Here is a 21949-nt window from a genome sequence, read left to right as displayed (position 1 = left end):
TATTGTATAATCTTTCACGCGGGACGGAGGCGTGTCCGAACTGGCTAAGGAGCCGGTCTTGAAAATCGGTGGTGGTCAAACCACCGTGTGGGTTCGAGTCCCACCGCCTCCGCCATTTTTTATTCTATAGCCTCCTAACTTCACCAGACGCTTCCGCCGCCAATTTTCGCATCTTATCATTCAACACTTCGACTTCCTTGTCAAAGTACCAAGCAGACAGCATCAACAAGAAGCCGCAGATAAACCAGAAATACGCACTGACCTCAAGGGCTGCACCGAGTGTGCCAAGCGCAACAGACATCGAACCTCCAAAAAACCTTCCAATTCCTGTTCCTACGGAATCTGTAAGGTTGAATATAGAGAATATCCTTCCTCTATCTTTCGGTTCGTTGACGTTTAAGAGCATCATTTTCACATTAGGACCTGTGTACGAATCCATTGCAGCAGCGATGAAACCGAGCAAGCCGAACGTAAGAAACGCTCCCAGTCCGGTTGGGAAGTATGGGTATCGAAACACTAAGACTGTGAAGAAAACCCCGAGAATTGTTGTTATAGCCGAAAGAAGTGGGACAAGCCTTTTAGACTTCTGGTAAACCTTTTCTCCGACGAATCCACCAATGATGTTACCCGCTATGCTCCCCAATGCAAAGAGCAGGAACATCGTCGTTGCTTGGTTCAAGTCCATCATTTTTTCCCTTCTGAAAAATTCAATCATGAAATAAGGTATCGCACCCCATGGTACTGTACCGGCGATTCCTTGCAAGAATAACAGCAGATTAGTCTTAACTCTCACAAGCTGAGCATAATCTGATAATTTTACATTAGCTACATATTCCGCACTACTTTCAACAAAGCCTTCCTCGTGTGAGCCCCTTTTCGGTTCTTCCAAATAATTAATTATCAATGGGATTATTATCAAATTAGGTGCGGACACAAGAATAAATGGTATTCTCCAACCAAATATGCCTGCGCTGTAACCCGCCACAAGCATACCAACTATACCCCCAACAGTTGAAGCGAGCCCAAGAATCGAAACAACCTTTCCCCTTTCTTTGTGCCCAAACATATCCCCAACAAGAGAATAAGAAATCGGGAACGAAGCACCAATACCAATACCGGTCAGCACACGCCAGAAGAACAACTGCCCGAAAGTCCCAGATATTGCCGACAACAAACAAGGAATCTCTCCGACAAGAATCGAAGCGACAAGCAAGGCTTTTCTGTTATATCTATCAGACAAATAACCCCATACAAGGCTGACAAGCGCCCCTACAATGCTAAAAACACCGCCAACAAGACCGATGTGTGAGTCCGTAACTTTGAATTCCTTTTCTATCATTCCAATAACCGGACTCATTACCATCTGGTCTGCGTTTAAGATAACTAAGAGCAAAAAAAGAAAAAATACAACTTTTCTTCTATTCTTCATTGATTCATTCATCACTATCCCCCCATACAAACTATTTGACTTTCTCTCAGCCACCTGAAGGTAACAGCTTTCACTTCAGAGGCCAGGTTTTCTGTTTAATTTTCAGGTTTTCTGTTTAATTTTAGGAAACTTATCAATATGTGAGTATTATCCCCGCACGTTTTAAGAGCTTACACCCTAAGTTTTGTACACTCGCCTTTAAATGTCTCAGATAGACAATAGAAATTTATCTAAGGTTAATTGACCAGAGGTATTGGTTGTACGCATCACCTGTAAAACTATTGCGCTGTGAAAAAACTTTTCAATTTTCTCAGATACTCATAACAATACCTACGATTTTCGATATTTTCGGCAGATACAGTTAGTATTATACCACAGCATCCCTATGTTTAACACACTGTGTAAAATAACCAATATTTAATTATATAAGGATAGATTATGTTAAAATTTATCATGTAGGGATGCGTGTAATTAAAAGAGAAAAATGGGGGGATAGTATGATAAAGGTTTATACAGATGGGAGCTATAAACATGGACTTGTTGGATACGGTTACATGATATTCGACGGGGTCGAACTTGTAGCAAAAAGCGTCACGGTAAGACGTCCGCAGACTTCTCTTAAGAACGTTGAAGGTGAAATATTGGCTGTCTTAGCAGCCTTTAGGAAACTAAAAGAACTATACCTAAACCTACAAGGGGATACAGTTATAATCGCGTGTGATCTTGAGGAATGCAAGAGGATTTACCAAGGATTAAATGAAAAAGAGGAAAACGATCACGTCAGTGATGAAGAAAGAAATTTCTTTTCTAAATGTAGAGAATCAGCAAAAGAAATAGTTAGCTCCTTGAATTGCAGAGTATCATTCGAGACTGTAAAAGGACACGAACATCCAACTCACAACCAACTTGATTCTGCTATTTTTAAGATAATCAATAAACGAGCGGTAATTCAAAACAACTTTCAAGAATTAAGAAGTGCACCCAACAGTCAGAATAAATCCGATTTTGCATACATTCCATCGCATATTTTCTCCATACATGAATATGAATACCTAAAAGAAGTTTTTACTCTATTAAGAAATACCGATAATTGTTGGAGGGTTTGTGATATAGAAGCAGTGATTGCTGAATCCGGGATAAAATACGACAAGGCAAAATCACTTTTGGATAGACCTCTCGAAATTCTTTTGGATGATAGTGTCCGGTATGGGGTTTTGGAAAAGATAGATGACAAGTACAGAGCCAGTGATATAAAGGATTTCTTCTACAGAGAAATTAAAAATGTAACACCACAAACCGTTCACAACCCAAGCGATAATGAAAGGAAAAACAGCGTATACGTCCAAGGATATAAGAACTTTATTGTTAATATCCTATCGAAAAACCAAAAGGCACTCTCAGCAGAAGAGATAGAGCAAATCACGGTGGAGAAAAACCAAGTCTGGCAAAGCGAGAAAAGCAAAGAAAAACTAACGTTCGTCCAGTTGCTCGACGTATTAGTGAAAGAAGGCAGGATAAAGAAAATCTCGAAGAACGGCAAGAGTTACTACAGATTTAGTCAGAACTAAATCTTCTATACTTTCTTTGGACAAGTTCTGTTATTTCCCATTAAGATACGCTCTGTCTCGTTGAAAAGTCCTTGGTAAACTATATTATCCGTTATGGATTTGTAGCTCTTTATTTCTAACAAATTGTAAGATAAAACAGTATCATCCAGAATGCGGTAGAGAGTTTTTCTAATGTTAGGTCGCACTCTGTCAACGAATGCGTCAATACTGTCGCCACTATTAAACCCATGCTCAAGAAGGATCGGGTTATAGTTGTTTTTCTTTGCATCCTTTTTGATATCATCGAAAGCATCGAGGACGTAAATCCACTTTCCAAGATTATACGCCATATTCTTGAGAACAATCATGTTCATCTCATCAATGCCGTCTATATCTGATACAAGTAGTTGCAAAATCCTTCCAAAGACATCGGAAGCCCTTTCAACATTTCCAACTTTATTCTTTTCAAAATCTCTAAGCTCTTTTAATAAACCAACGAGCTGGTGTTCAAAATCGTTTGAATCATCTGCCCTATGAATCGATTTTGCAAGTAAGAGTTTTACAAAGTTCTTGTCGTCTTCGTAATCATCGATAAGTTTGTACTCCAAAAGTTTCAAGAATCTTGTTGCAGCAAAATCTATGTCATCACCAGAAAAGTATTTTACCCTTTTAAGAGTTTCAATGCAGAACTTTTTATTGTACCCGTACCTCTTCGCTTTCAAACCGGAAATCACAAGTGCCAAAAAAACTGCATCATATGTGAGAAAGAATTTTGAGATATATTTCATCTTTTGCATACTCGTACACACACCGCAGTAGAATCCTCTGAATTCGTCAAGTTCTCTTAGTTTCAATTCATACCTCAACGGTTTTACATATCCGAACATATGAACACTCCTCTTAGCTAACATCAAAGCTATTTTATCACTATTTTGTGATATACTCAAAAAATGAAAGTAACTGGATGCAAGGTGGTGCTTTGATGTCTGCGAAATCTGGAATGAAAAACATTGAACGAATAAGAATCATAACCATAAACGGTATGATAAGCGCCTTGTTATTTGTCCTATTGTATGTTGGGCATTTAACTCCAAGTGAATGGACGGTTCTGATATTGGTCTCATATGGTTGCTACATACCATACCTTTTTGCTGACACATTCTTCTCCGGATTGAGCACCGTTTTGGCTGTCAACATACTTGGCTATGTATTTATCCCAAGGCTAACGTATGTTATTACTTTCTCATTCATCTCTCTGTACATACCCGTTCGATGGCTTGTCAGAAATAAAAATCCGATACTTGGATGGTCAACAAGATATGCGTACTATAACTTTGCATTTTTCGTGTGGCTTAAAATCGAAAGCGCTCTGCTTGGAATAGATATTATAGTTGACACTTCAAAGTCGATAAATCGTTTGCTTGAAGTATTGTCGATAAACATTCAGATGAGTAATACTTTTGCACTGATTGCAGTAATTGTATTTGGAAATCTCTTTTTCACCGCGTATGAAATACTTTTTGAAAAGGTTATGAGATATACTCACAAGTGGATTAAAAGTATTGCAAAGAGAGAATAAAATTGCTCTAAACTATTACTTCCATTTTATGTGATAAAATACTCTTGTAGTCGATTTCCAAATATCAAAGGGGGATTATTATGCGCAGTGTTTTTGAAATATTGAATATACCAGAGGACACTCCAAAACAAGAAGTTGAAAAAATGTATAAGGAAACTCTCGAAAAATATTCACCTGCAAAATACGAAAACCATCCGCTGAGAAATGTCGCTCAGCAAAGGTATGATGAACTTATACGTGCTTACGAGGAATACTCTAAATCGAATAAATCGGAAACTAAAAGTTTTGAAAACGTTTCTCATATACCCCTTGGTTACAGGCCCGGATACGCCTATTACCGCAGAGGTGGATGCTGCTGTGATAACGATATATTAGAAGCCTTCTGCTGCATTTGGAGCGCAGACACTTGTTGTGAATGTATGGGCGGAGATTGTGTGAAGTGTATGTGAGTGCTTAAAATAAAAGAACAGACGGAGGCATTCCGCCTCCGTTTTTGCTATCTTTCTATTCACTTTAGAAAAGTGGCTCAAACCCCTGCTGGTTCCAGTATGTCTTCCTTGCCTCGTCGTAAGCTTCAAGCAGTACTTTCTTGTGCCCTTCTTCCCATATTGCTAAGATATTCAGTATCTTCTTCATCTCTTCGTCTGCTACTTTCTCAGCGCTTTGGCGGTAGAATTTTTCAAAATCTTCTTCAATAAGGTACGCCATTCTCAGTATCGCTAAGTCGTTCGCCATTTCATCGAGCGTGCCTGTAACAGTTTCGCTTTTTTCCCTTTCTTCGAAGAAGTCACTCTTTGCCATCGCCACTTCCGTGTCTTCGATTGTTATTTCTATATTGTTCTGCGCTTTTTTCATAAGTCCTTCAATAAAGTGCACGTGATCATTTTCCATATTAGCAAGGCCTTCTAAGATATCTTTGATGTCTTTGCTTGAAACCTTTTTTGCCTTCTCTTTGTAGAATTCCCTGCCTTCAATTTCTCTCATTAAAGCAAACCTCAGAATACCGATTATTTTTTCCATGCTCTCACCCCCTCGGAAGTTGTGAAGTCTTGGAAATGGTTATTCTATTCCAAGTATATCATACATCCGCTGGATATATTCCCTTATTTCATACTCAGAAAAATTTCTTGCAAACCTTTTCAGCTCGTTCCCTTCTTCGTCTTGGAAGAGTATCGTCGGTACTGTGAAGACCATGTTTTGACCTGCAACGTCTGGGTTTTGTATTACATCTATAACCTCAAGCGGTAGGTTGTAATCCTGAGCAATTCTTTCCATCTTCGGTAAGAACGCGACACACACTCCACATTTGTCGTTTTTAAAATACAAAGCTCTTATCTTTGCCATCTTTACTCTCCTTTCTTCTTTTCTTCGTTGTTTTTATTGAAAAATCCATTTTGGTACATAAAATCAAACACTTTGCGAGCTATCGGTGCAGCGTAATGTCCCCCGCTTTCTCCGTTTTCTATAAGTACTAAGACAGAATATTCTGGGTTTCTCGACGGTGCAAAGCCTATAAACCATGCGTGAGGTGATCCACTGTGTGTCTGAGCAGTACCTGTTTTCCCAGCAACTACAATGGGAAAGCCTTTGAAAGATGATGCAGCTGTTCCACCGTTTGCAGCGCTGCCTTGTACCGTTGTCACTTGCTCAAGACCATCAATTATGATATCCCATTGTCCTTCGCTTATCTTTAGCTCGACTTGTTTAGTTTGAATTTCCTCGTTTAGTGCTAACCTTGGTGCAACGTACAAACCTTTGTTTGCTATTGTGTTGTACAAAAAGAGCATCTGTATGGGCGTAACGGACAGAAAACCTTGCCCGATTCCGTAAAGTATTGTATCTCCCGGGTACCATTTTTCATTGAGCGCTTCTTCTTTCCACTGCGGGGTAGGTAAGGTTCCGGCAACTTCTCCTGGTATCTTTATTCCTGTTTTTTGATCAAAGTAGAAAGCCTTAGCTACCTCAACAATCTTGTCTACCCCAACGTCAAGCGCAGCGTTGTAGAAATAGACGTTGCACGATACTCTCAATGCTTTTTTCAGGTCGACTAAACCATGCCCAGGCAAGTGCCAGTCTTTGTATTTTCCGGTTATCCGTCCTTTCGAGTCTCTATAATAGTATATTCCTCCGCAGTTAACACTGCCGATATCTCCGTACAAAAGCTCAGCTATTGCCGTTATGACTTTGAATGTTGATCCTGGAGGATAGACACTGGAAATCGCCCTGTTTAAAAGTGGCTTGAGGGGATCGTTTAGCAGTTTATCCCAAGTAACTGGATCAAGATTATTTAAATCAACCTCAGGAGCTGGATACGACACCATTGCAAGTATGTCCCCTGTTTTTACTTTTGATACGATTATAACCGATGGTGATGCAAGTTGCGTGAGTAAATCGTATGTATATTTCTGAAGCTGGAAATTTATGGTAGTTTCTAAATCGAGTCCGTTTTCACCTATTCCCTCTATTACTCCTTGTTCAAAACCCCCGCCCGGTGATTTTATACCGTACGACACTGCAAATCTTCCTTTTAAAACTTCATTATATACATATTCTAACCCAGACATTCCTTCACCGTCTTTGTTGATACTTCCAACTAAGTGGTACAAAAAGCCGTATGATTTGCGCACTTCTTTTAGAACAATATTGTACTTGAGGCTCTGTAGTAAGAACGCTTGTTCCCATGTTATCTCCACACTGCCTGTGTTTTTCAAAATTGCAAGTTGATCATCGGTTATGTATTTTCTGAGAATCTTTTCGTCGTCTGCAGTGTAGGATTTCACAACCAACGTCGGTACTCTTTCACTCCACGCAAGTTTGGTACCGTCGGATGAATAGATCGTACCTCTCAATCCTTTTGTGTATGTACTTCTTCCCATTAGTTCATTAAAAAATACTTTGTGTTTAGATTGGTCAATAATCTGAACTTTTATCAACCCGTAGATTACATAAACAAACATGAGGGCAAATAGTATAAAAGGTATGTATGCTCGCACACTTGAAGTTCTATTGGACACTTTTATTCACGCTCCGGTTGATTTTCTGTTTCCTTTTCCAATTTACTGTTATACATCTCTATTATTTCACTCACAACTTTTTCCTCATCGATGTTTGGATTGTCAAGCTTCATGGCAAAAAGTTTTTCAAGAATCTCGTTGATCTGCGGCCCAGATTTTAGACTGTACTTTCCCATCAAGTATTTACCGGTTACTGTCTGAAGTTTTGTTGACGAGATTGTATCTATGTACTGGAGTAGATAACTTTGTCCTTCGTCTGTCAGATAAGCTGATAGGTGGAGGTAAACATAAGGATTTGCTTTTCCAAGAACTTTGTATATATCAGAAAAATTTAATCTCAGTTCTATCATTTCTTTCAAAGGTAGCATTATGTTCTCAGTGAACTTAATGCTCTCTATAAACTTTTTTGGATACCCGTACCTTGCTCTCACGGTTTCGAGAGTTTGTTTGTCATAGTATTCTAATAGTATTGTCGAGATGGCATAAAAATCACTGACTGATTGGTATCTTTCTTTTATTTTTGGCAAGAATTTGAAGAGTCTTGCAAGTTTTTCATCCATTGTTTGTGTGTAATAAGTTTTCGGAAAGATGTGTTTTATCATGTTCAAATTTGTCATTCTTCTTATAGCTTTCATCGGGTTGTCTTCCTCGAGAATTTTCTCTATCTCCTGCCTTATCCTTGCCCCGGTTACTCTTTCTAAATATCCTCCTTCGAGGTTTTGTTTCAAAACCTCGAGCGTGTGTTCTTCCATTTTGAAGTTGTATCGCATTTCGAATCTTACACCGCGTATCATACGCGTCGGATCCTCGATGAAACTCAAGTTATGTAAGATTCTTATGATTCCCTGCTCAAGGTCCTTCTGACAGTTGAAGAAATCGTATAACATGCCATATTCAGAAGGATTGAGTTTTATGGCCATCGCGTTGATTGTAAAATCTCTTCTGTAAAGGTCTTTTTTTATCGTGCTTATGTCAACTTGTGGAAGCTCAGCTGGTTTTTCATAGTATTCCGTTCTTGCGGTCGCAACGTCTATTTTGAATCCGTCCCTGAATATTACAGATGCCGTGTAGAATTTTTCGTACGGCACAACTATCGCATCAAATTGTTGGCCTATGTATTTTGCAAATTCTATACCGTTTCCCTCAACTACTATATCAACATCGTAGTTCTCTATATCAAGCAACAAATCCCTTACAAATCCACCGACAACGTAGACCGACATCTTCAATTCATTGCCATAAGCTCCAAGCAGTCTGAGAAGATTAACCAGTCTACGAGGTAGTCGTTTGTTCATCAAGTCTTTTATGTTGACAAATGATGGATTGGTTTCTGCCTCACGAATAATTGTTTGGCTGTGTGTTGCTCTAATAATGTCAGACCTTGTAACGATACCGACAAGTATGTTATTTTCGTCAAGTATTGGTATTCGACCAACATCGTTTTCAATCATGAGTTTCTTTAGAGTATTTACCGGAGTTTCGGTCTTTGCTGTGATTAGTTTCGAGCTCATTATTGATTTAATAGGTCTTTTCCCAAGTCCATGGTTTATGGCTTTCTCTACTGTTTTCTTAGTTACTATGCCTACAAGCTTGTTCTCTTCCACTACAGGTATCCCACTGTGACCAGTGACTTCCATTATCCTGTTAACTTGTTCTATCGTTTCTGAGGCCAGAGCAGTTCGAACAGGAAATGACATTATGTCTTTTGCTTTTAAACCGGAAGATATGTACTTTGGAATTGTATTCAGTATCTTGTAAATCACTTCCTCAACAGAGGCCATCGATACACTTGCTGACGCTGCCTGTCTGTGACCTCCACCGCCAAACTCGGCCATTAAACCCCTTATATCTACATCTTGAGATTTTGTTCTTCCAACAATGAAAATTTTCTTACCCATTCTCACGACAACGATAAGCGTTTCTGGCTCTTGGGCGTACCAATATTTCGAAACAACGGCGGACAGACTTCCAATAAATTTCTCAGTCTCATCATGCGCAATAGTTACGTTATGGTTCTCTATATTATATGTTTTGCTGTTCTGCAAAAGGTTATGCAGTAAAGTTTTTTGGTCAATTGTAAGGTCAAAGCGTATATATTCTGAGATTGTTTCAAGCGAAAGCCCATGCGAGTAGATGTAGTGTATTGCCTCAAAATCTTCAAGTGTAGTACTCGAGAATAAGAAACTTCCTGTATCTTCATATATCGCTATACCCAGAAGCGTTGCTTCCTCTTTAGTTAGTTTTATTCCTCGTTCTTTAAGCATTTTTACAACAATTGTTGTGGCAGCGCCAGTTTGCCTGATGATCTTGTTAAAAGTGTATTCTTCAATTACTTCGTCGCGTATATCAGGATGGTGGTCGATCACTGTAATTTTAGCTTTCTTGCTTAGTTTCTGTTTTATTTCATCGCCAATTCTTTCAAGCCCTGGAGTATCGACTATTATAAGCTCTTCTATTTTCTCGTTTATTTTTTTCAGTTGTTCGGAAGTGATGTACAGGAAGTTATCCTCGTAGATGCGCAGATATTCTTTGAGGTTCTGGAGCGGAACGCCTGAGACAACGATTTCAAAGTCCGGATATAGCTTTTTAATCCCTATGCATGATGCGAAGCCATCAAAATCTGGATTAATGTGAGTTGTAATAACTTTCACCTAATCACTTCCCGCTTTTTGAGTTTGTTAACAGAACCAGTTACAATTTCCAGTTCCCCATGGCTGTCTATCTTCGCAATCGCATAGAATATCTCTAAGTATCGCTGAAAGATGCCTTTTGGCTTCCTTTCAACAACTGGTTTCCAAGAACCGCAGTTCAAATAGAATTTAAGTTCATTGCGGACTTTCAGTATTTCAAACCCTGGATGGTGATTGTGTCCCATCACAATTCCATTCAGATTCTTGAGGTTTATAAGTTCTCTATGACCATTTTCTAAGTATCCCTGGAGAGATTTAGAAAAGGATTTTGGGTTTTCAAAGATTCTGATGGAAGCCCTTTTCAAATAGTCTGTCTTCCGAACTTTTCGGAGTTTCATCACCGTTCGGACTAATATCTCTCCGAGTTTTATTCCGCCGAGTTTGTTCAAAAACAGTATAGAAAGCTTACTCATTAATGGATAGTTCTTTTTCATCCAGTATTTTGCTTCGTCTTCCCTCATCATTTTGATAAAGTTATCTATCCAAAGGTTTAATAAGTTTACACTTGTTTCGTACACGTCAGATATTTTTTCAAGCCAATGGAAAACATCAAGAGTGGGCCTGATATTATCATAATCGCTTAAAATTTCTTCGGGTAAGAATTCTTTAAGTGTGCTGTCGAAATTTATCATCATGTACCTTGCTATGAAGTCACCAAGCGGAGGTATTACTTCTCCATTTACTTCCGAAAATCTGTTTACTGCATCGTACTGATTTCCGTGAACCGCTAAGATCCCCGTTTCTTCATCATAATAGTAGGGAACGATATTGATGTTTCGAAATCTATTCTTCAGAAATTCTTGGATCTTTTTATTTTTCAGTATATAGTAATCGTGATTCCCAATAACATAGTGCACCTTTCCGCTAAATTTTGAAAGCGAATCGAAAACCTTCGGATGTGCTTTTTCAATACTTTCGATCACACGTTCATCCAAAGAGTTTACAAGTTCCCAGAATGGTTTCAATCCGTTTTTGTGCACTTCTTGTGTTTCGAGAATTTCAAATCCATCCCCAACAATAACAAGCTCTGGGTTTTCAAATCGACCCCAGTCTTCAATAAGTGATTCAAAAAGTTCATCCTGATTGAAATCGTCTTTTCCGGTCCCGTCACCCACGTGCAAATCGCTTATAAATATTATGTTCCTCACTTGCTTCCCCCTGAAATTCAGTATTCGAAAATTTTTTCCGGATGCACAAAAAGGATTCTTGTGCCTGGGATATTTACTTTTCTCAATGTTCTTTCAAGTGATCTGACGTATCTCGAGGATATATGATAAAGTATGAGCGTTTGTACGTTGGCTTCTTTTACCAGCTCTATAACTTCATCGAGTGAAGCATGGTTGTTGAATTTCCTATCTTCTTTTTTTAGGAATGTACACTCATGAAACAGTATCTCCGTATCGATTATGTCTTCTTTCTTCAACAGCACTGTGTCTCCTGATATTGTGAGCACCTTTTTTTCATAAGTTTCTGTTATTTCATCACTTCCTATTGATTTTACGAGTCTTGTTATTTCTTCTTTCGGTAAACTCCTGTATTCTTCCTTCAAGCGCCTCCGAACTTCTATCAGGTGATATCCGTAAGCTGTTTCACTATAAGTGTGGACTACACTGAAAGGTTTTATGTATCTAGTAGTGGAGCTCTGTTCTCTGATTGGTATTCTCTCATTCTGTTTAACAGGAACAAATTCAAGTTTGAATCTCAATTCATTATTCGCCCTTTTGAGAAAATCTGCGTAGAGTTCTATTCCACGGTTGCCGGCTGGGTAGTATACCGTCAACGGCTTTTCTCTGTCCCCCATTGCGTTGTTTCTGGTGTTTATTATCGACCACAAACCGGCTATATGGTCTACGTGTCCATGTGTCAAGAATACACTCCTGACAGCATATATTTTGTTGCTTAACATCGTGGAAACACCCTCGCCTGAGTCAAAGAGTAATCTTTCCGGCGAGTAATATACCCATGTCGAGTAAAGTGCCTTGGAGAATGCGATGATATTCAAAATTTCCACTCCTTTGTGACGCTTTTTTGCTCTTCAAATTACTCTTTTTCAACCTCAACTTTCACCTTTCCAGAAACCCCTGCTGGAAGTTTAACAGCTATGTCGTACAGTCCAAGACTCTTTATAGGCGAATCGAGAACTACCCATTTTTTGTCGAATTCTTTCCCAATCACTTTCGTTATTTCTTCGGCAATATTCGCATTCGTAAGCGAACCGAAGAGTTTTCCTCCTTCACCAGCTTTGGCTTTGATTTTGAAAACGTGCTTGTGCAATTCAGAAAGAAGAGCTTCGCTTTCTTTTTTCTGTTCCTCGAATTTCCTCTGCTCTTCTTGTTTTTGTCTTTCGAGTTCTTTAAGCACTTCTGGCGTTGCTTCCTTCGCAAGCCCTTTTGGCATTAGGAAGTTTCTCGCATAACCATCTGACACATTTACAACTTGTCCCTTCTTGCCAAGTTTTGGAACATCTTGAATTAATACTACTTTCATGCTAATACCTCCTTAGTTCTATTCTTTCCTATTCACAACGAGATATCTATCTTTGCCCGCAAGATCTTTTATTATCTGCCCACCTGTGAGTTCTCTTAGCGCGTTTCCCTGGTCATGACCTATTTCCATCAAGACTATTTTACCGTCAATATTGTACTTTTTAAAGAACTCTTTGTAAAAGTCGAGTCCTTCTGGACCTGCAAAGAGAGCTTCAGGCGGCTCGTAAGAAAGTTCTTTTTGAAGTTTCGCATCGCTTCTAACATACGGTGGATTGCTGACAACCATTTCTATATTATCCCATATTTCCACAAACGGATCTGCAAAGGCACCGAGTCGGAAATCACATTTTATACCGTATCTATCCGCGTTTTTCTGAGCAACTTCTAATGCCTTCTTGCTTACGTCTGTTCCATAAATGAATACACCCGTTTCAAGTGCTAATGTAACTGCTATAATTCCACTGCCCAACCCAATGTCAATCAGGTTCTTCAGATTGTATTCTTTTATGTACCCAATTGCCAATTCGACAAGCCCTTCCGTTTCCCATCTCGGAATAAGCACACCTTCAGATATGTAGAATGCTCTACCGTAAAATTCTGCTTCGCCCAAGATATATTGGAGCGGGTAACCTGAGAGCCTTTTATCTAAGAGTTTTAGTACTTCATCTGGACATTCAATATCGTTGTGTGCAAGTATGTACTCTTTCGTTTTTTCAAAATACTTAGCTATCAAAATAAGAGCCTCCCGCTCGGGAAGCCCTTTTCTCTTGTAAACAGCGATAACTTCTGAGATCTTCATGCTCAATTTCGTTCCCGAATGATTCTGTTAAATTCCAAGCTGTTTTCTTACAACTGGGTCTATCCTATCAGGTGTCCATGGTGGATCGAATGTAAGTTCAACCTCGACGTTGTTTACGCCTTCAACTGTCCTTACTTTCATTTCGGCATCGCCCATAATCCCTCCTGCTAACGGACACATGGGCGTTGTCATTGTCATAGTTATCTTGACATTGTTCTGGTCATCTATGTTTATATCGTAAACAAGCCCGAGCGTCACAACATCAAGACCTATTTCCCAGTCGATGACTTCTTTTAGCTTATTCCAAACCGCCGTTCTGAGTTCTTCCTTTGTCATCTTATTTCTCTCCTTCCTCTTCTTTAGAAAGTTCCTCTATCTTTCCAGCTATTTCGTACGCTACATTAGAGATGTATTCTTCGTCCGGTCCTTGCACGAATACTCTTGCAAGAGGTTCAGTACCGGATGGTCTAACGACGATGTCTGTATCTTCGCGTTTGTATTTTTCAACAAGCTCGCGAATCTCTGGCTTCTCAACAATGAGCTTGTTCTTGCACTTAACGTTTATCATTATCTGTGGATAATCTGGTATGCTCTCTGAGAGTTCTGAGAGCGGTTTATCAGCACGCACCATTGTTCTCAGTACCTCAAGTGCTGTAATCAATCCATCTCCGGTCGTGGATTTATCAAGATATATAATATGTCCGCTTCTTTCTCCGCCTATAACAGCTCCGACTTCCTGCATCTTTTCTAAAACATACCTATCTCCAACCTTGGCTCTTAGCAGGTTTATTCCTCTCTCTTTCAAAAATACTTCCAAGCCTTTGTTTGATAGTACAGTCCCGACGACTGTGTCGTTTTTAAGCCTGCCTTCTTCTTTCATCAACACTGCAGAAATTCCCATTATCCTGTCTCCGTGAACTTCGTTCTTTTTCTCATCAAGAAGGATACATCTATCAGCATCTCCATCGTGGAGGATAGCAAGGTTGTGGTTCGTCATCTTCTCTCTTGCAGCGTTTGGTTCTGTAGAACCACAATTGACATTGATGTTGTATCCATCGGGTGAGTTGTTGATTACATCAACTTTGGCTCCCAATTTTTTCAAGGCGTACGGCGTTGTCTCATACGCAGCACCGTTTCCTGCATCAACCAATATCTTCATGCCACTCAAATCCAAGTCTGCGAATTGCTCAAGCACGTAGTTTGTGTATTCTTCGAAAGCGAGTTTGTAGTCTATCACACAGCCAATTTCGTTGTAGTTTGCGTAGTGCAGTTCTTTCATACGCTTTTCAAGATTCTCTTCTACCTCGTCTGGCAGTTTGAACCCTCTTGATATAACCTTTAATCCATTGAATTCTGGTGGATTGTGCGACGCAGAAATCATTATTCCAACTGCATCTTCCAATTTTGTAATAATAGCTAACGCCGGTGTCGGAAGAACGCCACATCTGTAAACTGTTGCTCCCGCCGATGTTGCACCTGCAATTAACGCCGCTTCAAGCATATCTCCACTTGCTCTTGTGTCTTTCGCTATAAAAACCCTGTTGCTTATGTACTTCCCAACAGCATTTCCAAGTCTAAACGCAATCTCAGCGGTCAATTCTTCGTTTACAACACCTCTTATACCGTCCGTCCCAAAAAGCCGCATATTTATGCCTCCCTAAGTTTGTTGATTTCTTACGCTCTGCGTTACTCAATATTAGCGACTACCAGTTTCTCGTGGCAGAAGGGACCTTATCCATTCAACAAATGCTGGGTAATTTCGAGTTTGTACAAAAACTCTGCCTGGACCTCTAAAGTCGCAAACTAAACCCTCTCCCCCGAAGAGAGTTGATTTAAAACCTCCGAAGGTTCGTACATTCCAATTAACACTTCCATCGAACGCAACGACATGACCAGTATCTATCGTAATGCTATCACCCGGTCCAAGTTCTAACATCTTTATGGCACCAAAAGAAGATATTGCAACCTGTCCGTATCCTTCCAGTTTCAACAAGAATATACCTTCACCAGAGAAGAACGATTTAAAACCGCCAAACGAGACGTCCATGTCAATTTGAGGGTCACTTGCTAAGAATGATGTCGACTGAACGAAAAGTGTGCCATTTGTTTGAACAATTTCTATATCTCCGGGCAATTCTGGGGCAATGCCAATTTCGCCATCACCGCGCGATACATACGTGTTCATGAAGAAGCTCTCGCCACCAAGAAGCGTTCTCTTCAAAGCTTTCCAGACACCTCCGGTTGATGTCTGCACTTCTATTGGACCTTTCATATATACCATTGCTCCAGGTTCTACTTTAACTTGTTCGCCAGGTCCGAGAGAAACTTTTAACAACGCGTAGCTACCCTTAAATTCAATGTTCCCGTTCACAGAGCTTCACCCACTTTCAAGATGTAGACACCGTCTTCTCCGTCGAACTCTTTCAAGCGCACCTTGATAATTTCAGAATCCTTAGCACTCGGAATGTTCTTACCAACAAAATCAGGTCTTATTGGGAATTCCCTATGTCCTCTATCGACAAGTACCGCGAGCTTTATAGACTTTGGCCTTCCGCGCGAAATAATACCATCCATCGCTGCCCTTATCGTCCTGCCTGTGAATAGAACGTCATCAACTAATACAACATGCTTGTCGGTGATATCAAAATCTATTTTACTCCTGTCACTATCCTTTGGAGTTCTTTTCTCATCATCACGAAAAGGAGAAACGTCTAACGCACCAACTGGAATCTCAACACCTTCTATCATCGATATATTCTTACCTATTCGCTGAGCCAAGTACCAACCTCTTGTAATAATACCTATAAGAACTAACTCTTGTGCTCCTTTGTTTTTTTCCAAAATCTCGTGCGATATTCTCATAAGTGACCTGCGGATATCGTCTTCTCCCAATATCTTAACCACCATACCACTTCCTTATTTCTAATATTTCTATGTTTCACAGTTTCACATATTAAATCCCACAGAAATTTTGACACCAAATGTTTTTGATAGCTCAGGGATATTATCTATTGTTTCAAAATTGTAATAGCCACTAATTTCAAAAAAGTAATTAGACATTGCAAATGTACCATTAAAATTGAGTGCGTTGCTGAGTTTCGCACTTCGCAAATCATAGAGCGGAGAATATGAAACCACTAAGGTTTTTAATGAGTCGAGGTTATTAAGAGACACTCCAAGGCCAAACCTTAGGACATCTGCGCCGAAACTTAGAATTTCAAAATTCATACCGAATACATTGAATACATAGTCGAAAATTACTTGAAATTTAGGTGCTAATCTCTCGCTCTTCTCGTTGTAAAACATTACATCATATGCTGAAAAACTCATATTTAACTTATCAAGAATCCTCATTAGTCCGCCAACGTCAATTACCAAAGCCTTTGCATCCGCTGGTAACACCCTAAGTTTGAAGTTAACGGAGTACAATTTAGAAACATCAATAAGTCTGTAGTTGATTGTACCCGTAGCGTAAGAAGAATCGGTCGTATAACCAAGTTCTCCAATGAGATTCCCTTCTCTTTGACGCCAGTAAAAGCCTGTGTTGTAATAAAAAGATTCATCCGTATCGAACGACAAAACAAGAGAATTTTTACCGCTCAGTATATAAACCGGATTCTGGTAAAAAGATGCGCTTATCGAGACTGACAGGAAAACAAAGAGTACACTAATTATTAGTGTTATCTTTTTTCTCATAGGCCTTTTTCACCCTTTCGCGGAACACCTCGAAAGTACCGTTCTCGATACTTTCACGCATCTTTTTTCCAAATTCCATCATGAAATGGACATCGTGTATTGTGAGCAATATCTGACCAAGCACTTCTTCCCTATCGAACAGATGTCTTAAATATCCTTTCGAAAAGTTTCTGCACGTATAACAGGTGCAGTTCTCATCTATCGGAGTCTTATCGTACTTGTACCTTGCTGAGCGTATGTTGAACTTACCATTCCACGTAACAGCCAATCCATGTCTTGCAACACGCGTTGGAAATACACTATCGAATATGTCTACACCGTTTGCCACCAAATCGACTAAAAGATCAGGAGAACCACCGCCCATGAAGTACCTCGGCTTATCATATGGCATTTTCGGAGCTGTGAATTCGACTATCTTCATTGTTACTTCACGAGGTTCGCCAACACTCAGGCCACCGATTGCAAATCCATCAAAATCGTACTGCGTGATATCACTCAAACTCTGTTCACGTAAATCTTCATAAATTGCACCTTGAATTATACCGAAGAGCGCCTGATGGGATATCCTCCTGAGATGTTCAAGACTGCGCTTTGCCCATTTAGTAGTCAATTTAACAGACTTCTTAGACTCCTCATACCCGTCTTTCGGGTCTGCACAATAGTCAAAAGCCATCACTATGTCTGAGCCAAGAGTTGCTTGAATTTCCATCGAAAGTTCGGGGGTTATAAAATGCTTGGAACCATCAAGCGGAGACATTATCCACACGCCATCGTCTGTGATTTTCTGACCTTTTTTCAGGCTGAAGACTTGAAACCCGCCGCTGTCTGTAAGTATCGGTCTATCCCAATTCATGAAGTTATGCAGCCCACCAAAATCTCTAATGACGTCTAAACCGGGTTTAAGATAAAGGTGGAAAGCATTCGAAAGAATTATCTGTACGTCGTTCTCTTTCAAAATATGCGGGGTTACAAGCTTTACATTAGCATTTGTACCGACAGGCATAAATGTCGGTGTTTCAACTACACCATGGGGAAGGTGCATCCTTCCCCTTCTTGCTTGCCCAACAGTTTTCAAAAGTTCAAATTTTAGTAAACCCATTTTCTTTTATCAGCTCCTGTATTCTTTCGTAGTAAACTTTTGCTTCTCCCATCACTTCATACATTTCGTCCATTATCTTCTTTTTAAAAGATTCATCGACCATAGATTTCAAGTTAATCATAACGTTGTATTCGCCTATTTTACATGCCGCTCTTGCAAGTTCGGCCGCACTGAACGCATCGGAAACAGCATTCTGATTACCCCATTTTGCAACAATCTCTGCATACTTCAAAACATCACGAGCACATTCAATCAATTCGAAAGGAGTTGCAACTGCCTCTTTAAGCGCGGCCTGTATCTTTTCCTCTTTAGTTGGGTCTTCTTTCGGCAGTTTGTACGCCTCCATGACTTTATCAAACGCCTTAACGTCTTCGTTAGCAATCCTTAAGCTTCTTTCCAAAACGAGCTCCATGTTTTCCAATACTTCTTGCATCAAACCTTCGTAGTTCTCGTATTTTTTCTTGCCTAAAGTAAGATTAGCAACCATAGAATTTAAAGAAGCGCCAAGTGCTGCTACAACCGCACCAACTGCTCCGCCGCCAGGCACTGGCGTCTTCTCTTTAACTTTATTACAAAGTTCTTCAACCGACAATTTTCTTATATCCATAAAACCCCCTCCTTGCGAATTTTCTAATCTAGTTAAATCTGCACAAAGAGAACCTACAAGAAAAAATCGTTCCCTGAGTTTATTATATCACAAATTACACAATTGAAAAATAAAAAGTGTGTGGTAAAATATCTCCGGTGCCGTGCTAAGCGGGGGGCTGGTGGTCCCCTATACCCGAAACCCACCTTATGCGGGGCTGAATTCCTCGTCTGAGGCTCCCTGGGTTCGGTATCGGCACATCCGGTGACGTTGAAGGTTGGGTCCCACGCAACAACTACCTGCGAACCGGGTCAGGTCCGGAAGGAAGCAGCCCTAAGTAGGCAAGTGTGTGCCGTGGGAGTGCCCGGCTGGAGCCACGCAGGATGTGTGCGACCGGGTCTGGGCTCGTCGAAGCGGGGTGCACGGCACCCTTTTTATTTTTCTATAAATATTCTATTCATAATTCGAGGGGAGCCGTAAGCCGGATTCTGTTTCGACAGGCATCTGTCTATGCGGTCTACCCGGGGGAATAAGGGCGGGACACCCAACCCCCTGTTTGACCTTGCTCCGGATGTGGGTTGCCAAGCCAGTGCATCACTGCACTGCTGGTGAGCTCTTACCTCACCTTTCCACCCTTGCCTTACTCAGCTTACACCTTTCAGGCGGTTTCCGTTTCTATGGCCCTATCCATGGCTCACGCCACCTGGCCGTTAGCCAGCATCCTTCCCACGGAGTCCGGACTTTCCTCAGGTCAGTCGTGTGCAACTGCCCGCGCCTGTCCACTCCCCTCGAAAATTTTCTTGAAAATATAAATTGACTTTGTTCAGCTGCCATGTGTTAATTATATGATAATTCCCAAACTTTTCAAGAAATTCAGAGATTTTTAGTTTTTTTCTTTCTACAGGGAGCTTTTAAAAACGTTGATTAGGAAAAAATTGGTGATATAATAATCTTAGAATTGTTCGTATTACGAATTATTATCACTATAGTTCTCGGGAGTGAGGAAATTGGCAAAAGTTGATGTATTATCGCATAGAATTGAATATTCATTGTTTCATTTAGCTTGGCCACTTGTTGTTTCAAACGCGCTTCAAACGATATACAACATTGTTGATTCCTATTTCCTTGGAAAGCTTGGTCCTGTCCAGTTTTCAGCTTCAACTATCACGTGGCCTGTGATATTTACCTTCATATCATTGGCAATGGGATTCTCTCATGCAGGGATAGCAATTGTATCGCAAAATTACGGCAGGCGGGATTTGAATGCAGTGAAGAAATCGATGGGGCAATTGTATTTGGTGACAATAGTCGCTGGGCTATTGTCTACAAGTATTGGTATAGCTCTCACCAAGCCAATAATTTACGGTATCGCAGGTCAAAAAAGCATTGAAGTAATACCATATGCAATTAGCTATTACATTGTTGATATGATAGGTCTTCCTCTCGTCTTTGTCATAAACACCACTACTTCGGCAATGCGTGCGGTTGGAGACTCGCAATTCGGCATGCGGATCACACTTTATATGAATCTTATAAATATGCTTTTTGACCCACTATTAATATTCGGTATAGGTCCTTTCCCAAGACTCGGAGTTTCAGGTGCAGCTTGGGCGACAAATATCGGAAGGTTCATTGCGGCAGGAATAAGCATCTGGCATGTTTTTTCCAAAAGGGCACACATCAAAGTTGAAAAGAAAGACTTCAAGCCAGATTGGAAATTGATAAAACTCATACTTAAATTAGGTCTACCAAGCGCCCTTGGTATGTCTATAACGTCAGCAGGGTTTGCGGTGATAATGAAGTATGTTTCAATGTTTGGGCCAATAGTCATAAGCGCTTACGGTATCGGTAACAGAGTGACCAACCTTGTCTCAATGATTTCGTTTGGACTTGCAGGTGCGGTATCGGCAATGGTTGGACAATTCGTTGGAGCCGGAAGGTACAAAGACGCAGAAGAGACTGTTAAGCGAGCTTTTTGGTGGAACATCACAATAATCGGCGTGCTTTCTCTCCTCACATTCATATATGGAAAAGAGGTTACGAAATTCTTCATAAACGACCCGGGTGTAATCGAGATGGGCGATATTTTCTTTAAATACATATCGTTTTCAATGCCCATATTCACAGCTTACATGATTTACAACAACGCACTCATCGGTGCAGGAAAGACCATCTTAACAATGATAGGTGATATACTTAGATTGTGGGCGATAAGAATTCCTATAATCGCTCTACTTTCCGTAACTTTGGGATTCAAAGGTGTATTCATAGGTATGATCATCAGCAATCTGATTGTCTTCTTCGTGACTTATGCGTTTTTCAAATTTTCAAATTGGAAAAAGGCGGTCGTGTGATAATTTTTCAAAAAGATGAGGTGATTGTATGCAGGTTTCTCAAATAAATTATATCTTTTTGGACTACGATGGTACGATAATCAAAAACGCTGAAGATGAATTTTTAAAGAACTATTTTGACCTTTTATCCAAGAGGCTGAACATGAGTTTTGAAGAGACTCTCAATTTGGTCATGAGCTCTGTTCAGGATGCGGTCACCGATCCTAACAATTCCGCAAATCTATTCGAAAAATTCGGAAATGCAATTTCAAGAAGAAGTGGAAAATTGAAAGAGCATTGGATTGATAAATTCTTAGAATTCTACAACACAGATTTTGACCAGCTACAGCAAATCACACAACCAAATAAAGAGTTGATCGACGTCGTTAACAAGACAAACAAGTCCCTTATTTTTGCATCTAACCCACTGTTCCCAAGGATCGCGACATATAAGCGAATACAATTTTCCGGACTCTATCCAGAAATGTTCTACTACATCGCTCACATGGAAAACAGCACGTACGCGAAACCAAATCCTCTGTTTTTCAAGGAGATTATCGAAAAGCTGAAACTCCACCCAGCCGAGTGCGTTATGATAGGCGATTCTGACTTTGACAAGGCTTGTGAAAAGGTAGGAATAAAGTTCATTCACGTTTCAGAAGAGGAAAAGTGGAGAGAAATATTCTAATTT

22 protein-coding genes, 1 tRNA gene and 2 other RNA genes are annotated in these 21949 nt (G+C 40.1%); 7 read left to right on the top strand and 18 right to left on the bottom strand.

Annotated features, from left to right (window positions below; genetic code table 11):
• Positions 1-25: 25 nt before the first annotated feature.
• Positions 26-115, top strand: a tRNA-Ser gene (locus tag IB67_RS07275).
• Between the two features lie 9 nt (positions 116-124).
• On the opposite strand, the gene IB67_RS07270 is transcribed toward IB67_RS07275, so the two are convergent.
• Positions 125-1441, bottom strand: coding sequence for an MFS transporter (locus IB67_RS07270; RefSeq protein WP_072760498.1), 1317 nt, complete (start codon positions 1439-1441; stop codon positions 125-127).
• 485 nt (positions 1442-1926) lie between these two features.
• Here IB67_RS07270 and IB67_RS07265 point away from each other — a divergent pair, with 485 nt between their 5' ends.
• Complete coding sequence (locus tag IB67_RS07265; RefSeq protein WP_072760500.1) at positions 1927-2997, top strand: ribonuclease HI; 1071 nt, start codon at positions 1927-1929, stop codon at positions 2995-2997.
• 5 nt (positions 2998-3002) lie between these two features.
• Here the strand turns inward: IB67_RS07265 and IB67_RS07260 are convergent, their stop codons facing one another.
• Positions 3003-3863 (bottom strand): DUF5685 family protein, encoded by an 861-nt coding sequence (locus IB67_RS07260; RefSeq protein ID WP_072760502.1) that lies wholly within the window; start codon positions 3861-3863, stop codon positions 3003-3005.
• A 95-nt stretch (positions 3864-3958) separates the two neighbouring features.
• Between IB67_RS07260 and IB67_RS07255 the strand changes: the two genes are divergently transcribed.
• Both IB67_RS07255 and IB67_RS07250 read left to right on the top strand, forming a co-directional pair.
• Entirely contained in the window at positions 3959-4555 is a 597-nt protein-coding gene (locus IB67_RS07255) for a hypothetical protein (RefSeq protein WP_072760504.1), read from the top strand.
• A gap of 80 nt (positions 4556-4635) precedes the next feature.
• A complete protein-coding gene (locus IB67_RS07250) occupies positions 4636-5004 on the top strand; it encodes a hypothetical protein (protein ID WP_072760506.1) in 369 nt (122 codons plus the stop codon).
• 64 nt (positions 5005-5068) lie between these two features.
• On the opposite strand, the gene IB67_RS07245 is transcribed toward IB67_RS07250, so the two are convergent.
• Genes IB67_RS07245 through IB67_RS07175 form a run of 15 tightly spaced genes read right to left on the bottom strand, consistent with a single transcriptional unit; the run spans position 5069 to position 18946 of the window.
• On the bottom strand, positions 5069-5575 hold the full coding sequence (locus IB67_RS07245) for a ferritin-like domain-containing protein (RefSeq protein WP_072760508.1): 507 nt from the start codon (positions 5573-5575) through the stop codon (positions 5069-5071).
• A 39-nt stretch (positions 5576-5614) separates the two neighbouring features.
• Positions 5615-5899 (bottom strand): thioredoxin family protein, encoded by a 285-nt coding sequence (locus IB67_RS07240; RefSeq protein WP_072760510.1) that lies wholly within the window; start codon positions 5897-5899, stop codon positions 5615-5617.
• A gap of 2 nt (positions 5900-5901) precedes the next feature.
• Positions 5902-7569 (bottom strand): penicillin-binding transpeptidase domain-containing protein, encoded by a 1668-nt coding sequence (locus IB67_RS07235; protein ID WP_498875203.1) that lies wholly within the window; start codon positions 7567-7569, stop codon positions 5902-5904.
• Positions 7570-7571: 2 nt separating this feature from the next.
• Positions 7572-10220, bottom strand: coding sequence for a CBS domain-containing protein (locus IB67_RS07230; protein ID WP_498875202.1), 2649 nt, complete (start codon positions 10218-10220; stop codon positions 7572-7574).
• On the bottom strand, positions 10217-11407 hold the full coding sequence (locus tag IB67_RS07225) for a metallophosphoesterase (RefSeq protein ID WP_084634424.1): 1191 nt from the start codon (positions 11405-11407) through the stop codon (positions 10217-10219). Before IB67_RS07225 ends, IB67_RS07230 begins: the two co-directional genes overlap by 4 nt.
• Positions 11408-11424: 17 nt before the next feature.
• Complete coding sequence (locus tag IB67_RS07220) at positions 11425-12261, bottom strand: MBL fold metallo-hydrolase (RefSeq protein ID WP_498875201.1); 837 nt, start codon at positions 12259-12261, stop codon at positions 11425-11427.
• Between the two features lie 38 nt (positions 12262-12299).
• Positions 12300-12746, bottom strand: a complete 447-nt coding sequence (rplI, locus tag IB67_RS07215; RefSeq protein WP_339745585.1) for a 50S ribosomal protein L9 — start codon at positions 12744-12746, stop codon at positions 12300-12302.
• An 18-nt stretch (positions 12747-12764) separates the two neighbouring features.
• Positions 12765-13544, bottom strand: coding sequence for a peptide chain release factor N(5)-glutamine methyltransferase (gene prmC, locus IB67_RS07210; RefSeq protein WP_339745588.1), 780 nt, complete (start codon positions 13542-13544; stop codon positions 12765-12767).
• 27 nt (positions 13545-13571) lie between these two features.
• Complete coding sequence (locus IB67_RS07205) at positions 13572-13880, bottom strand: metal-sulfur cluster assembly factor (protein ID WP_072760520.1); 309 nt, start codon at positions 13878-13880, stop codon at positions 13572-13574.
• A 1-nt stretch (position 13881) separates the two neighbouring features.
• On the bottom strand, positions 13882-15189 hold the full coding sequence (gene glmM, locus IB67_RS07200) for a phosphoglucosamine mutase (RefSeq protein ID WP_498875200.1): 1308 nt from the start codon (positions 15187-15189) through the stop codon (positions 13882-13884).
• Between the two features lie 51 nt (positions 15190-15240).
• The gene (locus IB67_RS07195; protein WP_339745592.1) at positions 15241-15915 is read right to left on the bottom strand and encodes a TIGR00266 family protein; all 675 of its coding nucleotides are present in this window, start codon (positions 15913-15915) and stop codon (positions 15241-15243) included.
• Positions 15912-16448, bottom strand: a complete 537-nt coding sequence (pyrR, locus tag IB67_RS07190; protein ID WP_281246571.1) for a bifunctional pyr operon transcriptional regulator/uracil phosphoribosyltransferase PyrR — start codon at positions 16446-16448, stop codon at positions 15912-15914. The genes IB67_RS07195 and pyrR overlap by 4 nt, the downstream gene beginning before the upstream one ends.
• 42 nt (positions 16449-16490) lie before the next feature.
• Positions 16491-17240, bottom strand: coding sequence for a hypothetical protein (locus IB67_RS07185; RefSeq protein WP_072760527.1), 750 nt, complete (start codon positions 17238-17240; stop codon positions 16491-16493).
• A complete protein-coding gene (gene tgt, locus IB67_RS07180; RefSeq protein ID WP_072760529.1) occupies positions 17212-18339 on the bottom strand; it encodes a tRNA guanosine(34) transglycosylase Tgt in 1128 nt (375 codons plus the stop codon). The genes IB67_RS07185 and tgt overlap by 29 nt, the downstream gene beginning before the upstream one ends.
• Positions 18320-18946 carry a cyclodeaminase/cyclohydrolase family protein gene (locus IB67_RS07175; protein ID WP_424695216.1) on the bottom strand — a complete coding sequence of 209 codons (627 nt, stop codon included), beginning with the start codon at positions 18944-18946 and terminating at the stop codon, positions 18320-18322. Before IB67_RS07175 ends, tgt begins: the two co-directional genes overlap by 20 nt.
• Before the next feature lie 140 nt (positions 18947-19086).
• Here IB67_RS07175 and ffs point away from each other — a divergent pair.
• An RNA gene (ffs, locus tag IB67_RS07170) (signal recognition particle sRNA large type) lies at positions 19087-19351 on the top strand.
• Between the two features lie 35 nt (positions 19352-19386).
• Here the strand turns inward: ffs and rnpB are convergent.
• An RNA gene (gene rnpB / locus IB67_RS07165) (RNase P RNA component class A) lies at positions 19387-19716 on the bottom strand.
• Between the two features lie 207 nt (positions 19717-19923).
• Here rnpB and IB67_RS07160 point away from each other — a divergent pair.
• Both IB67_RS07160 and IB67_RS07155 read left to right on the top strand, forming a co-directional pair.
• The gene (locus tag IB67_RS07160) at positions 19924-21279 is read left to right on the top strand and encodes an MATE family efflux transporter (protein ID WP_339745609.1); all 1356 of its coding nucleotides are present in this window, start codon (positions 19924-19926) and stop codon (positions 21277-21279) included.
• Positions 21280-21307: 28 nt separating this feature from the next.
• Positions 21308-21946 carry an HAD family hydrolase gene (locus IB67_RS07155; protein WP_339745612.1) on the top strand — a complete coding sequence of 213 codons (639 nt, stop codon included), beginning with the start codon at positions 21308-21310 and terminating at the stop codon, positions 21944-21946.
• Positions 21947-21949: the final 3 nt, after the last annotated feature.

The organism is Fervidobacterium riparium, assembly GCF_025370035.1.
Classification (GTDB): domain Bacteria; phylum Thermotogota; class Thermotogae; order Thermotogales; family Fervidobacteriaceae; genus Fervidobacterium; species Fervidobacterium gondwanense.
Note: the sequence above shows the minus strand (reverse complement) of the source record. Positions and strands in the feature narration are given on the sequence as shown.